General features: G+C 71.4%; 11 protein-coding genes. 8 read left to right on the forward strand and 3 right to left on the reverse strand.

All coding sequences use genetic code 11. From position 1 onward, the window contains the following. Positions 1-52 precede the first annotated feature (52 nt). From BJ984_RS02415 to BJ984_RS02450, 8 genes are all read left to right on the forward strand, one after another. Positions 53-3,013, forward strand: coding sequence for a Na+/H+ antiporter subunit A (locus tag BJ984_RS02415; protein WP_179546678.1), 2,961 nt, complete (start codon positions 53-55; stop codon positions 3,011-3,013). Continuing rightward, a complete protein-coding gene (locus BJ984_RS02420; RefSeq protein ID WP_179546679.1) occupies positions 3,010-3,522 on the forward strand; it encodes an NADH-quinone oxidoreductase subunit K in 513 nt (170 codons plus the stop codon). The genes BJ984_RS02415 and BJ984_RS02420 overlap by 4 nt, the downstream gene beginning before the upstream one ends. Then, positions 3,519-5,144 (forward strand): Na+/H+ antiporter subunit D, encoded by a 1,626-nt coding sequence (locus BJ984_RS02425; protein WP_179546680.1) that lies wholly within the window; start codon positions 3,519-3,521, stop codon positions 5,142-5,144. Before BJ984_RS02420 ends, BJ984_RS02425 begins: the two co-directional genes overlap by 4 nt. Beyond that, on the forward strand, positions 5,141-5,749 hold the full coding sequence (locus BJ984_RS02430; protein WP_179546681.1) for a Na+/H+ antiporter subunit E: 609 nt from the start codon (positions 5,141-5,143) through the stop codon (positions 5,747-5,749). The genes BJ984_RS02425 and BJ984_RS02430 overlap by 4 nt, the downstream gene beginning before the upstream one ends. Beyond that, entirely contained in the window at positions 5,746-6,009 is a 264-nt protein-coding gene (locus tag BJ984_RS02435; protein ID WP_271206368.1) for an MrpF/PhaF family protein, read from the forward strand. Before BJ984_RS02430 ends, BJ984_RS02435 begins: the two co-directional genes overlap by 4 nt. After that, positions 6,006-6,365, forward strand: coding sequence for a monovalent cation/H(+) antiporter subunit G (gene mnhG, locus BJ984_RS02440; RefSeq protein WP_271206369.1), 360 nt, complete (start codon positions 6,006-6,008; stop codon positions 6,363-6,365). The genes BJ984_RS02435 and mnhG overlap by 4 nt, the downstream gene beginning before the upstream one ends. 100 nt (positions 6,366-6,465) lie before the next feature. Further along, entirely contained in the window at positions 6,466-6,921 is a 456-nt protein-coding gene (locus BJ984_RS02445; protein WP_173182324.1) for an SRPBCC family protein, read from the forward strand. A gap of 225 nt (positions 6,922-7,146) precedes the next feature. Beyond that, positions 7,147-10,554, forward strand: a complete 3,408-nt coding sequence (locus BJ984_RS02450) for a S8 family serine peptidase (protein ID WP_179546682.1) — start codon at positions 7,147-7,149, stop codon at positions 10,552-10,554. Positions 10,555-10,677: 123 nt separating this feature from the next. Here BJ984_RS02450 and BJ984_RS02455 read toward each other — a convergent pair whose 3' ends face one another. Genes BJ984_RS02455 through BJ984_RS02465 form a run of 3 tightly spaced genes read right to left on the reverse strand, consistent with a single transcriptional unit; the run spans position 10,678 to position 14,484 of the window. Next, positions 10,678-12,186: an aldehyde dehydrogenase family protein gene (locus tag BJ984_RS02455; protein WP_179546683.1), complete on the reverse strand. Its 1,509-nt coding sequence runs from the start codon at positions 12,184-12,186 to the stop codon at positions 10,678-10,680. A 34-nt stretch (positions 12,187-12,220) separates the two neighbouring features. Further along, on the reverse strand, positions 12,221-13,276 hold the full coding sequence (locus tag BJ984_RS02460; protein ID WP_218869957.1) for a LacI family DNA-binding transcriptional regulator: 1,056 nt from the start codon (positions 13,274-13,276) through the stop codon (positions 12,221-12,223). After that, positions 13,273-14,484, reverse strand: a complete 1,212-nt coding sequence (locus tag BJ984_RS02465) for a fumarylacetoacetate hydrolase family protein (protein WP_179546684.1) — start codon at positions 14,482-14,484, stop codon at positions 13,273-13,275. Before BJ984_RS02465 ends, BJ984_RS02460 begins: the two co-directional genes overlap by 4 nt. Positions 14,485-14,591 lie beyond the last annotated feature (107 nt).

Raw genomic sequence — 14,591 nt, forward strand, 5'->3', positions numbered from 1 at the left:
CAGCGCCGGGTAGACTAGGAGCCCTGCCCTCTCCCCGACATGAGGAGTCCGCGTGATCCTGGTCCTGCTGCTGTTCGCGGGACTTTCAGCGCTCACTCCGCTTCTCACGCGCATCCTGTCGACGCGGGTCTTCTACCTCGTCGCCCTGCTGCCGGCGGGTGCCTTCGTGTACACGCTGAGCCAGAGCGGTCGCGTGCTGGCGGGCGAGGAGGTCGCCCAGTCGGTGCCGTGGATCCCGCAGCTCGGCATCGCCCTGAGCTTCCGCGTCGACACCCTCGGCTGGCTGCTCGCCCTCGTGGTCACGGGCGTCGGCGCCCTCGTGCTGATCTACTGCGCGCGCTACTTCTCGACCGACGAGCCCTCTCTCGGCCGCTTCGCCGCCCTCCTGCTCGCCTTCGCGGGCACGATGTACGGCCTCGTCACCGCCGACGACATCTACGTCATGTTCATGTTCTGGGAGATCACGAGCGTGCTCTCCTACCTGCTGATCGGCCACTACACCGAGCGCAAGGAGAGCCGCGGCGCCGCCCTGCAGGCGCTGCTCGTGACGACCTTCGGTGGGCTCGCGATGCTGGTCGGCGTCATCCTGCTGAGCACGGCGGCGGGCACCACGTCGATCGCCGCCATCGTCGCCGAGCCGCCCGCGGCGAGCGCCCTCGTCACCACCTCGATCATGCTCATCCTGGCCGGGGCCCTGTCGAAGTCGGCGCTGGTGCCGTTCCACTTCTGGCTGCCGGCGGCCATGGCCGCGCCGACCCCCGTCAGCGCCTACCTGCACGCGGCCGCCATGGTCAAGGCGGGCATCTACCTGATCGCCCGCCTCGCCCCCGGCTACGCCGACACCCCGGGGTGGACCGAGGTGCTCGTGGTGATCGGCGTCTGGACCATGCTGCTCGGCGCCTGGCGCTCGCTGCGCCAGAACGACCTCAAGCTGCTGCTCGCCTACGGCACGGTCAGCCAGCTGGGCTTCCTCACGGTCGTCGTGGGCTTCGGCTCGCGCGACGCCGCGCTGGCGGGCGCCGCGCTGCTGCTCGCCCACGCCCTGTTCAAGTGCACCCTCTTCCTCGTCGTCGGGATCGTCGACCACGACGAGGGCACCCGCGACCTGCGCGAGATCTCCGGGCTCGGCCGGCGGCGGCCGGTGCTGGCCGCGGTGGCGATCATCGCGGCGGCGTCGATGGCGGGAATCCCGCCGCTCCTCGGCTTCGTCTCGAAGGAGGCCGTGTTGAGCGCATTCCTCGAGGCCGGTGAGCACGGCGAGCCCTGGGGGTGGGTGGCGCTCGTCGGCGTGACGCTCGGCTCGATCCTCACGGTCGCGTACAGCGCCCGCTTCGTCTGGGGCGCCTTCGGCACCAAGCACGCCGTCGGTGGTGACAGGGCGACGGATGCGCGTGCCGCCGCGGCCCCGCACGACCACCACTCGCCCGACCCGCTCATCCTGATCGCCCCCGTCGTGCTCACGGTCGCCACCATCGCCGGAGGCTTCCTCGCCGCCCCCATCGGCCACGCCCTGGAGGGCTACGCCGACACCGTGCCGGGCGAGGGCGACTACCACCTCGCGCTCTGGCACGGCTTCGAGCCGGCACTCGGCATCTCGGTGCTGGTGATCGCGGCGGGCCTCGGCCTGTTCGCCGTGCGGGCCCGCTTCAGCCGCCTGCAGAAGAAGGTGCCGGTCGTCGTCGACGCCTCGCGCAGCTACTGGGCCATCGTGCGGGCCGTCGACGCGGCCGCCGCGCGGGTCACGCTGTTCGCCCAGAAGGGCGGCCTGCCGCAGTACCTCAGCACGATCCTGCTGGTCTTCGTGCTCTGCCTCGGTGCCACGACGGCGCTGAACCGCACCTGGCCGACCGAGTTCGTGCTCTTCGACTACCCGGCGCAGGTCTTCGTGGCCGCGGCCATGGGGGCCGCCGCGATCATGGCGGCGCGGGCGACCCACCGCCTCGCCGCGGTTCTGCTGGTCGGCGCCACCGGCTTCGGGCTCGTGGTGCTGTTCTCGTTCCACGGGGCGCCCGACCTCGCGCTCACGCAGGCCCTCGTCGAGACGGTCACGATCGTCGTCTTCGTGCTGGTGCTGCGCCGCCTCCCCCCGCGCATCGCACAGCACAACAAGCCGATGAAGCGCGGCCGCCGCATCGCGATCGGCGCCCTGGTGGGCGTCACGATGGGCGTCGCCGGGCTGGTCGCCCTGGGCGCCCGCCAGGCCGGCACCCTCACCGACGAGCTGGCTCGGCTCTCGGTCGAGGAGGGCCACGGCAGGAACATCGTGAACGTGATGCTCGTCGACATCCGCGCCTGGGACACGATGAACGAGCTCTCGGTGCTCGTCGTCGTCGCCACCGGCGTCGCGAGCCTGCTCTTCGTCACGGGCCGGAACGTCAGCATGCCGCGGCTCCGCGAGTCGCGGAAGCGCCGGCAGACCACTCAGCGCGTGAAGCTCGTCAACGACCCGCACACCTCCTCCGAGGCTCCGGATGACCGGCAGCACTCCTGGCTCCTCGGCGGCCGCACGCTCGCCCCCGAGAACCGCTCGCTCATCCTCGAGGTGCTCGTGCGGCTGATCTTCCACCCCGCGATCGTCGTCTCGGTCTACCTGCTCTTCGCCGGCCACAACGCCCCGGGCGGCGGTTTCGCCGGCGGCCTGGTCGCGGGGCTCGCGCTGATCGCGCGCTACCTCGCGGGCGGCCGCTACGAGATCGGCGAGACGCTGCCGATCGGGCCGGGCGCGCTGCTCGGCACCGGCATGCTGCTGGCCACCGGCACCGCCGTCGGCAGCCTCTTCCTCGGCGCCGACGTTCTCACCTCGGCCTACTTCGAGGCCGACCTGCCCCTGCTCGGCCACGTCTCCTTCGGCACCAGCACCATCTTCGACATCGGCGTCTACCTCGTGGTCATCGGCGTCGTGCTCGACGTGCTGCGCGCGCTCGGTGGCGAGGTCGACCGGCAGCAGGCCGAGGCCGAGGGCGGCGGCGACCACGCCGACGAGCACTCGGTCACCGCGGAGGAGGCCCGATGAGCGCGTCGATCACCCTCGTGGTGCTGATGGCTGTGATGTACGGCGCCGGGGTGTACGTGATGCTCGAGAAGAGCCTGACGCGCATCCTGATCGGCTTCCTGCTCGTGGGCAACGCCACGAACCTGCTGATCTTCATCATGTCGGGGCGGGCGGGCGACTCGCCGATCGTCGACGGGAACGGCGCCGACACGGTCGACCCCATCCCCCAGGTGCTGATGCTCACGGCGATCGTGATCAACTTCGGCGTGACCGCGTTCATCCTGGCGCTGATCTACCGCTCCTGGTGGCTGTCGAACCTCGGCGACGAGGGCGACGACGTGGCGGCCGACGAGGACGAGGACGAGGCGATGGAGATCGGCCAGGCCGGCGTGTTCCACGCCTCGCTCGAGGACGACGACGCGGCGGTGCGCACGATCCTCGACGAGGGCAGCGACCTCGGCGACGACGACAGCGCGTCGGGCTCGGCCGGCGAGGAACCCAGCGAGCGCGACCGGGACGTGATGCGATGACGAACACCCTCGTGCCCCTGCTGGTGATCATCCCCCTCGTCGGAGCGGCGGTCACCCTCATCCTCGGCCGCCACCCGCGGCTGCAGATCCTGATCAGCGTGCTCGCACTCACCGCGGTGACCGCCGCGGCGGCCGTGCTGCTCGCGATCGTCGACAGCACCGGCAAGCCCGCCGTGGTGAAGGTGGGCGGCTGGGAGCCGCCGTTCGGCATCGTGCTGGTGGTCGACCGGCTCTCGGCGATCATGGTCGTGGTCTCGGCACTGGTGCTGCTCGGCGTGCTCGTGTTCGCCGTCGGCCAGGGCTACGCCGACCGCGACCGCGACACCCCGGTGTCGATCTTCCACCCGACCTACCTGATCCTGGCCGCCGGACTGTTCGACGCCTTCATCGCAGGCGACCTGTTCAACATGTACGTCGGCTTCGAGATGCTGCTCGCGGCCAGCTACGTGCTGCTGACCCTCGGCGGCACCGGGTCGCGCATCCGGGCCGGTGTGACCTACGTCGTGGTGAGCCTGGTGTCGTCGCTGCTCTTCCTCGGCGCGATCGCGCTGATCTACGGCGCCACGGGCACAGTCACCATGGCGCTGCTCAGCGACCGCATCCGGGAGCTGCCGCTCGACGTGCAGATGATCCTCTGCGCAGCCCTGCTGATCGGCTTCGCGGTGAAGGCGGCGGTGTTCCCGCTCTCGTTCTGGCTGCCCGACTCCTACCCCACGGCGCCGGCGCCGGTCACGGCGGTGTTCGCCGGGTTGCTCACCAAGGTGGGTGTCTACGCGATCATCCGCACCGACAAGCTGCTTTTCTTCGAGGTGCCGCTGCAGGTGCCGTTGCTGATCGTCGGCGGGCTGACGATGCTCATCGGCATCCTCGGCGCCCTTGCCCAGGCCGACGTGAAGCGGCTGCTGTCGTTCACGCTCGTCAGCCACATCGGCTACATGATCTTCGGCGTCGCGATCGGCACCGAGCTGGCCTCGGGCGCCACGATCTACTACATCGTGCACCACATCCTCGTGCAGACGGCCCTCTTCCTCGTGGTGGGCCTGATCGAGCGGAAGGGCGGCTCGACGTCGATCACCGAGCTCGGCGGGCTGCTCAAGGCGGCGCCGTTCGTCGCGGTGCTGTTCTTCATCGGGGCCCTCAATCTCGGCGGTATCCCCCCGTTCTCGGGCTTCCTCGGCAAGGTCGGGCTGTTCGAGGCGGGCGCCGCGAGCCCGAACCCGCTCGTCTACGTGATGATCGGCGCCGGCATCGTCACCTCGCTGCTCACGCTCTACGCCCTGATGCGCGTGTGGAACATGGCCTTCTGGCGCCCCAAGAAGGACGTGGAGGGCTACGAGTCGCCGCTGATCGAGTCGCTGCAGGAGGGCCCGACCGGCTCCGTCGGCACCATGACCGGCACGGCGACCTCGACCGACACCAAGACCCGCACCTCGCCGCTGATGATCGGCGCCGCCACCGGGCTGATGGCGCTCACCCTCTGCCTCACGGTCTTCGCCGGGCCGCTGTTCGACCTCGCCCAGCGCGCGGCCGGCAACGTCTCGACCCCCGAGCCCTACGTCGACTCGGTCTTCCCCGAGGGCGCGCTGGTGCCGATCTCGGTCGACGAAGGGGGCGTCGGATGATCGCCCGCATCGTCAGCGGACTGGTGCCCTTCCTCGGCCTCGTGCTGATCTGGGTGCTGATCTGGGGTCAGGTCACCTGGCTCGCCCTGGTGACCGGGGTGGCCCTCGCACTGCTCGTCTCGCGCGTCTTCTATCTGCCCGCCGTGCGGCTGAGCGGGAGGATCAACCTCTGGTTCGGGCTGCTGTTCGTGCTGCGGCTGCTCGGCGACATCGTCGTGGCCTCGCTGCAGATCGCCTGGATCGCCCTCGGGCCGGGCTACCGGCCGTCGAACGCGGTGATCGCGGTGCAGCTGCGCACCCGCTCCGACCTGATCATGACCTTCACCGCCGAGGCGGTCTCTCTCGTGCCCGGGTCGATCGTGCTCGACATCGACCGGGACGCCTCGACGCTCTACCTGCACGCGCTGAACGTGAAGTCGGTGGAGGAGATCCCCGCGCTGAAGCAGAAGGTGCTCGACACCGAGCGGCGGCTGATCCGCGCGGCGGGGTCGGCCGACGACCTGGCGCGGCTGGCGGAGGGCGGAACCGCCGCATCCGCATCCGCATCCGGGCCCGCATCCGCATCGGGATCCGGATCCGCATCCGCAGAGGAGGACGCCTCGTGATCGTCGTCGTCATCGTCGCCGGGCTGCTGATGGGCGCGGGCGCCATCGGGGCGCTCGTGCGCATCATCCGCGGCCCGTCCGCACTCGACCGAATCATCGCCTCCGACGTGCTGGTGGCCACCGCCATCTGCGCCATCGGGGCCGAGATGGCCATCAACCGGCACACCGACACGATGCCCGTGCTGCTCGGGCTCGCGTTGTTCGGCATCGTCGGCTCGGTCTCGGTCGCCCGGTTCCTCTCGGCGAGGGACGACACGTGAGCGGCCTGGAGTGGGGCTTCGACGGCATCGACCTCCGCGACGTGATCACGGGGGTGCTGGTGCTCGTCGCCGCGCTGATGTGCTTCGCCGCCGGAGTCGGCCTGCTGCGCTTCCCCGACGTGCTGTCGCGCCTGCACGCCGCCACGAAGCCGCAGATCCTCGGCGTCATCGCGATCGTGGCCGACGTGGCGGTGTCGAACCCGTCGCTCGTGACGATCACCCTGGCGGTCGCCATCATCTTCTTCCAGAGCCTCACGGCCCCGGTCTCGGCGCACATGGTGGGCCGAGCGGCCTACCGCACCGGCCACTTCCGCCGCGACATCCTGGTCGCCGACGAGTTCCGAGGGCACGACTGAGCCGAGCCTGAGTGCTGGGTGTGCGTCGGTTGGCAGTGGACCCCGGACGTCGTTGGGTGGGGAGTACACCCAGAGATGAACACGAAGAAGGAGTGCCCTCATGGCCCAGATCATCGAGACCGTCGACGTCGAGGTCCCCGTGCGCACTGCGTACAACCAGTGGACCCAGTTCGAGTCGTTCCCCAAGTTCCTCGACTTCATCGAGACGATCGACCAGCAGGACGACACCCACACCCACTGGAAGGTGAACATCGCCGGCCAGGAGCGCGAGTTCGACACCGTGATCAGCGAGCAGCACCCCGACGAGCGCGTCGCCTGGACGAGCACCGGCGGCGAGGTCGACCACGCTGGCGTCGTGACCTTCCACAAGCTCAGCGACACCACCTCCCGCGTCACCGTGCAGATCGACTGGGAGCCCGAGGGCATCGTCGAGAAGATCGGCTCGGCCGTCGGCGTGCCGACTCACGCGGTGAAGAAGGACCTCGAGAAGTTCAAGGAGTTCATCGAGTCGCAGGGCTCGGAGACGGGCGCCTGGCGCGGCGACGTCGAGGCCTGATCCTCGCTCTTCCCACCTCGCTCTTCCCCCAGGGGGCGCTCCGACCGGGGCGCCCCCTTCGGCGTTCCTCCCCCGCACCGCCTCTCCCCCATCCGGGGGTGGACTGTACTCGAATGTGAACGAAATCAACAGACTTCACTTCGGCTGAGATTCTCCGCATAATCAACGGACACTCACATCGTTCTGTGATGTTCATCGATTATCCCCTTGAGAAAGCAGCCCTACGTGCCCCTTGCCTCCGCGCGTCCTCTGTTCCGATCCGATCCGGGCGGGGGGCCACGAGGCCGCCGTTCCCGGCAGGCCGCCGCGCTCGTCGCGGTCGCCGGCATCATCGCCGCCGGCTCGTTCGCCTTCTCGAGCGCCTCGGCGGCGCCCGCCGGTTCGGCCGTGAAGCCGCCCGTCGGCCCCTCCGTGCCGGTGAGCTACGTCGACGGCACCTACATCGTCACCCTGGTCGACGACCCCGCGGCCACCTACACCGGGTCGGACCAGCGCTTCGCGCAGACCGCCCCCGAGGGCGGTCAGCAGCTCGAGGCCGCGGCCCCGGCGGTCGAGGCGTACTCGGCGCACCTGCAGAACCAGCAGGACGCCGTGGCCTCGTCGGTCGGCGCCTCGGTCGGCTACAGCTACACGCTCACCCTGAACGGATTCTCGGCGAACCTCACCGCCGACCAGGCCGCCGAGCTCGCGAACCGTCGCGACGTCGCGGCCGTCACCAAGTCCGAGGTCAAGCACCTCGACCGGGCTCCCGCCGCCGCTCCCACGGCACCGGTGGAGGCCGCGGCCCTGACGCCGTTCCCCGAGACCGGACAGCAGTCCTCCACCGACTTCCTCGGCCTGAGCGGGGACGACGGCCTCTGGTCGGAGCTCGGCGGTCAGTCGCAGGCCGGTGCGGGCATCGTCGTCGGCGACATCGACAGCGGCATCGCGCCCGAGAACCCCTCCTTCGCGGGCGACACCCTGGGCACGGCGGAAGGCGCCGAGCCCTACCTCGACGGCGACCGCATCGTGTTCGAGAAGTCCGACGGCCAGACCTACTCCGGCATCTGCCAGCCCGGCCTGGACGGCGACCAGCAGTGGACGGGCGAGGAGTGCAACACCAAGCTCATCGGCGCCAGCTGGTTCCTGCCCAAGTCGCTCTACGACCTGGTGGGCACCCCCGATCGCCCCGAGTTCCTCTCGCCGCGCGACGGCGACGGCCACGGCTCGCACACCACCTCGACCGCGGCGGGCAACGCCGACGTCGACGCCACCATCGGCGACTACGACTTCGGCGACATCTCCGGTGTCGCCCCGGCCGCCAAGGTCGCGGAGTACAAGGTCTGCTGGAACGGCAACGGCAAGGAGACCGACGACGGCTGCTACACGGAGTCGATCCTCGCGGCGATCGAGCAGGCCGTGGCCGACGGCGTCGACGTGATCAACTACTCGATCGGCGGCGGCGCGGCCACCTCCACCTTCGCCCTGGAGGACCAGGCGTTCTTCGGTGCGGCGGCGGCGGGCGTCTTCGTCTCGGCCTCGGCCGGCAACTCGGGCCCCGGCGCGAGCACGCTCGACCACGCCTCCCCCTGGTACACCACCGTGGCGGCCTCGTCGATCCCGACCTACACGGCGACCGCGGAGCTCGGCAACGGCGAGAAGTTCGCCGGCGCCTCGATCACGGTGCACGAGCCCGTGACGGCTCCGCTGGCGCTCGGCGACGACGTGGGCGGCGACGACGGCGACGTCGACCCGACCATCTGCGAGACGGGCAGCCTCTCGCCCGCGCTCACCGCCGGGAAGATCGTCGTCTGCGAGGCCGGCGTCACCGCCCGCGTCTCGAAGTCGGCCGAGGTCGCCCGCGCGGGCGGTGTCGGCATGCTGCTGGTGAACCCGTTCCCGAACGCGAACCACGCCGACGACCACTCGGTGCCGTCCATCCAGATCGACTCCGACCACTACGACGCGATCTACGCCTACGCGGCCACCGCCGGCGCCACAGCGACGCTCGTCGAGGGCAACACCTCCGGTGAGGAGCGCCCCGTTCCCCAGGTCGCCGGATTCTCGTCCCGCGGGCCGGCCGAGGCCGACACCGCCGACGTGCTGAAGCCCGACATCACCGCTCCCGGTGTGTCGATCCTGGCCGACGGCGCGAACCAGCAGGGCGACGACCCGAACTTCCAGTTCGAGTCGGGCACCTCGATGTCCGCGCCGCACGTGGCCGGTCTCGCGGCGCTCTACCTGACGAAGTTCCCGAACGCCTCGGTCTCGACCATCAAGTCGTCGATGATGACCTCGGCGTACGACTCGGTCGAGCAGGACGGGTCGGCCTCGAGCGACGTGTTCGCGCAGGGTGCGGGTCACGTCGACCCGAGCCGCATGCTCGACCCGGGACTCGTCTACGACAGCGGGCCGCAGGACTGGTATGCCTTCCTGCTCGGTGAGGGCTACGTCTTCCCCGAGCCGCTCGGCGTGGAGCCGATCGACCCGTCCGACCTGAACCAGCCCTCGATCGCCATCGGCTCGCTGGCCGGGCTGCAGACGGTCACCCGTACGGTCACCTCGACCGCCGCGGGCAGCTACACCGCGTCGCTCGACATCCCGGGGGTCGAGACCACGGTCACGCCCTCGACGCTGTCGTTCGGCGCGGCCGGCGAGACCGCCAGCTACACCGTCACCTTCGACGTGGCCGACGCCCCGCTCGACGAGTTCGCCACCGGCTACCTCGTCTGGTCGGGTGACACCGGCGAGGTGCGCAGCCCTGTGGCCGTGCGCCCCGTCGCGCTGGCGGTGCCCTACGAGGTCTCCGGCGAGGGCAACTCGGGCACCGTCTCGGTGCCGGTCACGCCCGGCATCGACGGCAACCTGCCGCTCGCCGTCACCGGCCTCGCCGAGGGAACCCTCGTCGAGGACGCCAGCGCCGGCGACGGCCACTCCGGGTCGCTGCCCAAGGGCGAGACCTTCGAGTCGACGGTGACGGTCGAGGAGGGAACCTCGTTCGCGAGGTTCGACCTCGACGCCCTCACTGACACCGACGACCTGGATCTCTACGTCGACCGGATCGGAGAGGACGGCAAGCCCGTCACCTCCTACACTTCGGCGACCGGATCGGCCGACGAGCGCGTGGACATCGAGAACCCCGAGCCCGGTACCTACCGGGTGACGGTGGACATCTTCTCGGTGACCGACGGCTCGGACGCGTCGGTGTTCGACCTGGTCGAGTACCTGCTCGGGGTCGGCGAGACCCCCGGTGCGCTCACCGCGCCGGCCTCGCTCGACCTGGTCTCGGGTCAGGCCACGAGCTACGACGTGAGCTGGACCGACCTCGACGGCCCGGCCCGCTTCCTCGGCACGGTCGCCTACGGCGACACCGGTCTCTCGACGTTGGTCTCGGTCACCACGACCCAGGCCGCTCCGACGCCGACCCCCACGCCGACCGAGACCGCGACGCCCACGCCGGCGCCGAGCGGCTCTCCGGCGCCGGGTGACCCGGGTGCCACCAGCGCTCCGGCGCCGGGTGCGGGCGGCAGCGGCTCGTCGGGCCTCGCCAACACCGGCTTCGCCGGGCTCGGCATCGGCATGATCGCCGTGGTCGTGCTGGCCGGCGGCATCGCCGTGGTGCTGGTGATGCGCCGCCGCGCCTCGCGCAGCTAGGCGGGAACACGTGAAGGGGGCGGGCCGTGAGGCCCGCCCCCTTTCGTCGTCCCGGCTCGGCCCGGGACGTGAGCCCGGTCAGCCGGAAGCGCCAGCCCGATCAGACCGGCGGCGCCAGCGCGATCAGGCCGGCAGCGTCAGCACGCCGTCGACCCGGCGCGGGATGCCGGTGAAGCCGTCCCGCAGCTCCGCCGGCAGCGCCGCCTCCGGCGCGTTCTGCCAGGCGAGCGGGCGCAGGAAGCGGCGCACCGCCGTGACGCCCACCGAGGTGTGCTGCGAGTTCGTCGACGGCCACGGGCCGCCGTGCTGCTGCGCCCAGGCGACCCGCACCCCGGTCGGGTAGCCGTTGAAGACCACCCGGCCCGAGCTGGCCTCGAGGGTCGACGACAGCGAGGAGACCACGTCGGGCTCGTCGTCCTCGACGTGCAGCGTGGCGGTCAGCGAGCGCGGGATACGGCCGAACGCCTCGCGCACCTCGTCGAGCGAGTCGTAGCGGGCCACCACCACGAGCGGCCCGAAGGCCTCCTCCGCGAGCTCCGCACCGAGGGTGCCCGCGGTGGTCTCGAGCAGGCGCGGCGACACCGCGAACCCCGACCCCTCCTCCGGGGAGCCGCCCGAGGCCCCGACCACCGCTCCGGCGGCCACCAGACGGTCGGCGATCTCGCCGAACGAGGTCTGGATGCGGTCGTTCAGCAGCACCTGAGGCCCGGCCGCCGCGGTGAGCGACTCGAGGGCGTCGACGACCGCCTGCCCCTCGGGCCCCGAGGGCACGAACGCGATGCCCGGCTTCGTGCAGAGCTGCCCGGCCGAGCCGGTGTACGAGGCGAACAGCCCCTCGGCGATCGCGGCACCGCGCGAGGCGGCCGCTCCGGGCGACACCACCAGCGGGTTGATGCTCGACAGCTCGCCGAAGAACGGGATGGGGTCGGGCCGCTGGTCGATGGCCCGCTGCAGCGCCTCGGCCGCGCCGAGCGACCCGGTGAAGCCGGCCGCCTTGATGGCCGGCTCCTGCACGAGGGACACGCCGGCCTGCTGGCCGTAGACGATCCCGAAGGTGCCTCGCGGCGCGCCCACCGACTCGGCCGCCCGCTGCAGCACCTCGTACGACAGCTTCGAGGTGAGCGGATGCGAGCCGTGCGCCTTGACGACCACCGGCGATCCGGCGGCGATCGCCGACGCCACGTCGCCCCCGAGCACCGAGAAGGCGAAGGGGAAGTTGCTCGAGCCGAACACCGCGACGGGGCCGATGGAGACGAGCATCCGCCGCACGTCGGGAGCCGCGCCGAGCGGGGTGTCGCCCGCGTGGTCGATGGCCGCCTCGACGAACGACCCCTCGCGCACGGCCTCGGCGAAGAGCGAGAACTGGAAGGCGCTGCGGCCGGCCTCGCCGGTGAGGCGAGCCGTGCCGAGCCCGGTCTCGGCGTCGGCGGTGGCCACGAGCTCGTCGCGGGCGGCGAGCACCCCGGCGGCCATCGCGTCGAGCAACTGCGCGCGGAACTCCCGGCCCCGCGACTGCAGCTCCTGGGCGGCCGACTCGGCGCGCAGGGCGATCTCGTGCACGGTCTCGGGCGAGGTGGGCGCCAACGTGGTGGCAGCGCTAACACCGGTTCGCGGATCTGTGGTGGTGAGCATCGGTACTCCTTCAGGGGGTGGGGTGCGGGAAAGGTCAGGCGCTCTCGCGCGCCACGACCGAGAAGCCGAGGTCGATCTCGGCGGTCTCACGGGTGCCGCCGGTCATCCGCGCGAGCAGCAGCTCGCCCGCCGCGGTGCCGATCTGGCGGTTGGGCACGGCGACCGTGGTGAGGGTCGGCACGAGGTGCCGCCCGATCTCGAAGTCGCCGAAGCCCGTGACGGCGATGTCTCCGGGCACCGAGATGCCCGCGCGGGCGCACTCGAGCACGGCGCCGGCGGCGAACACGTCGCTGGCGAACATCAGCACGTCGGTCTCCGGATGCGCGGCCCGCGTCTCGGTGAGCAGCCGCCGCCCCGTGTCGTAGTCGACCGTCGCGGTGCCCGAGTCGACGACCCGCACCGGCTCGCCCGGGAACAGCGCGTCCACCGACTCCTCGAAGCTCGCCCGCCGGGCGAGCGCCCGGAAGTCGCCCGTCTGGAACGAGCCGGCGAACGTCGGATGCCGGTAGCCGCGATCCCGCGCGAACTCCACGAGGGCCCGGATGGCGGCGCTGTTCGAGAAGCCGACCACGCTGTCGATCGGGGCGTCGGTGAGGTCCCAGGCCTCGACCACGGGCACCTTCGACTCGCGCAGCAGGTGGCCGGTGTTCGGCGAGTGGTCGGTTCCGACGATGAAGATGCCGTCGGGGCGGCGGCCGAGAAAGGCCCGCACGAGCTCCTCCTCGTGGCCAGGACGGTAGGACGTCGAGCCGATGAAGAGCTGGTACCCCTCGGGGGCGAGCACCTCCTCGAGGCCCTGCAGGGCATCCGCGAACACCGAGGCGGAGACCGCGGGGATGATCGCCGCGACCGTCATGCTGCGATTGGAGGCGAGGTTCGAGGCGGCGAGGTTCGGCACGTAGCCCGTCTCGCTGATGGAGTTGCGCACGCGCTCGAGCGTGAACTCCGAGACGAGCTGCGGGCTGCGGATGGAGCGGGAGACGGTCTGCGGCGACACCTGCGCGTGCCGCGCGACGTCTTCGAGGGTGACCGAGTGCGTCGAGCGGCGCGAGGGGCGCGTGACCAGTGCGGCGACGGCCCCGTCGCTCACAGCAGCGCCCGGCTCGCGAGGTTCCTCATCAGCGAGCCGATCCCGAACTCCCACGGTTCGCACCTCTCGCTCGCCTCGACCTGGTTGACCAGACTACCCAGTTCGCCCGAGGAGATCCGCACGATGTCGCCCCTCTTGTGGGTGAACCCGCGGTCCACGTCGTCGCGGTCGACGATCGGCGCGAACATCGTGCCGAGCATCAGCACGGCGCCGTCGGGATAGCGGTGCTGGGGGCCCTCGAGCTGCGCCACGAGGTCGAGCGGGTCACGGCTGATCTGGCTCATCTCCGAGGTGCCGTCGAGGTGGAAGCCGTCCTCGCCGTCGATCTCGAGCGTGACGCTCATCCGCCGCACCGCGTCGAGGTCGAAGCCCTCGTCGAAGAGCCGCACGAGGGGCCCGAGAGCGCAGGAGGCGTTGTTGTCCTTCGCCTTGGGCAGCAGCAGCGCCGAGCGCCCCTCGACGTCGCGGAGGTTCACGTCGTTGCCGAGGGTCGCGCCGACGATGCGGCCGGCGCGGTCGACGATCAGGGCGACCTCCGGCTCGGGGTTGTTCCAGAGCGAGGTCGAGAGCACGCCCACCTGGTCGGCGGTGCCGACCGCCGAGAGGGTCGGCCCCTTGGTGAAGATCTCGGCGTCGGGGCCGATGCCGACCTCGAGGTACTGGCTCCAGAGGCCCTCTCCCACGAGGTACTCCTTCAGTGCCACAGCGGCCGCCGAGCCGGGCACGATCTCGTGCAGGTCGGCGCCGATCTGCTCCAGGATGCCCGCCCGCATCCTCGCGGCCGCCTCGACGTCGCCCCGCACCCGTTCCTCGATCACGCGCTCGATCATCGAGACGGCGAAGGTGACACCGGCGGCCTTGAGGGTCTGCAGGTCGACGGGGGCGAGGAGCCACGGACGATCGCGGTCGCGGGCGGCCGGAGCGGTGTTCGCGTAGACCTCCTCGAACGAGCCGAGCCGCGCGCCGGCCGCCGCGCGCGCCGCCGCTGCCGGGTCGGCCTCGTCGGCGAGCGCGCTCACGGTCGGGAAGGTCGCGCTCAGGTCGAGCACACCCTCCGCGGTGACGAGCACGGGCGAGGGGCCGTTCACCGCCGGGTTCCAGACGCGCCCGACGAGCGTTCCGGCGGTGCCGTCGGCCGGCAGCGCCGCCGCGGCGTCGCCCGCCCAGTCGGTGCGGGGGGCGAGGGGGGTGGTGTCGGTGAGGCTCATGGGTTCTCCGTTGCGAGAGGGGCGGGCGGGTCGAGGAGTTCGGTGGATGCGTCGGTGTCGGTGGGGTTCGGCGGATGCGTCGGTGGGGGTCGGCTGGGTCGTCGGGT

Origin of the sequence: Herbiconiux flava, from assembly GCF_013409865.1 — a bacterium.
GTDB lineage: Bacteria > Actinomycetota > Actinomycetes > Actinomycetales > Microbacteriaceae > Herbiconiux > Herbiconiux flava.

Bases quoted from the DNA above. Each gene is read 5' to 3' on its own strand.
- BJ984_RS02455 (WP_179546683.1), bottom strand. From the start codon at position 12,186: ATGCTCACCACCACAGATCCGCGAACCGGTGTTAGCGCTGCCACCACG.
- BJ984_RS02420 (WP_179546679.1), top strand. From the start codon at position 3,010: ATGAGCGCGTCGATCACCCTCGTGGTGCTGATGGCTGTGATGTACGGC.
- BJ984_RS02465 (WP_179546684.1), bottom strand. From the start codon at position 14,484: ATGAGCCTCACCGACACCACCCCCCTCGCCCCCCGCACCGACTGGGCG.
- BJ984_RS02430 (WP_179546681.1), top strand. From the start codon at position 5,141: ATGATCGCCCGCATCGTCAGCGGACTGGTGCCCTTCCTCGGCCTCGTG.
- BJ984_RS02425 (WP_179546680.1), top strand. From the start codon at position 3,519: ATGACGAACACCCTCGTGCCCCTGCTGGTGATCATCCCCCTCGTCGGA.
- BJ984_RS02445 (WP_173182324.1), top strand. From the start codon at position 6,466: ATGGCCCAGATCATCGAGACCGTCGACGTCGAGGTCCCCGTGCGCACT.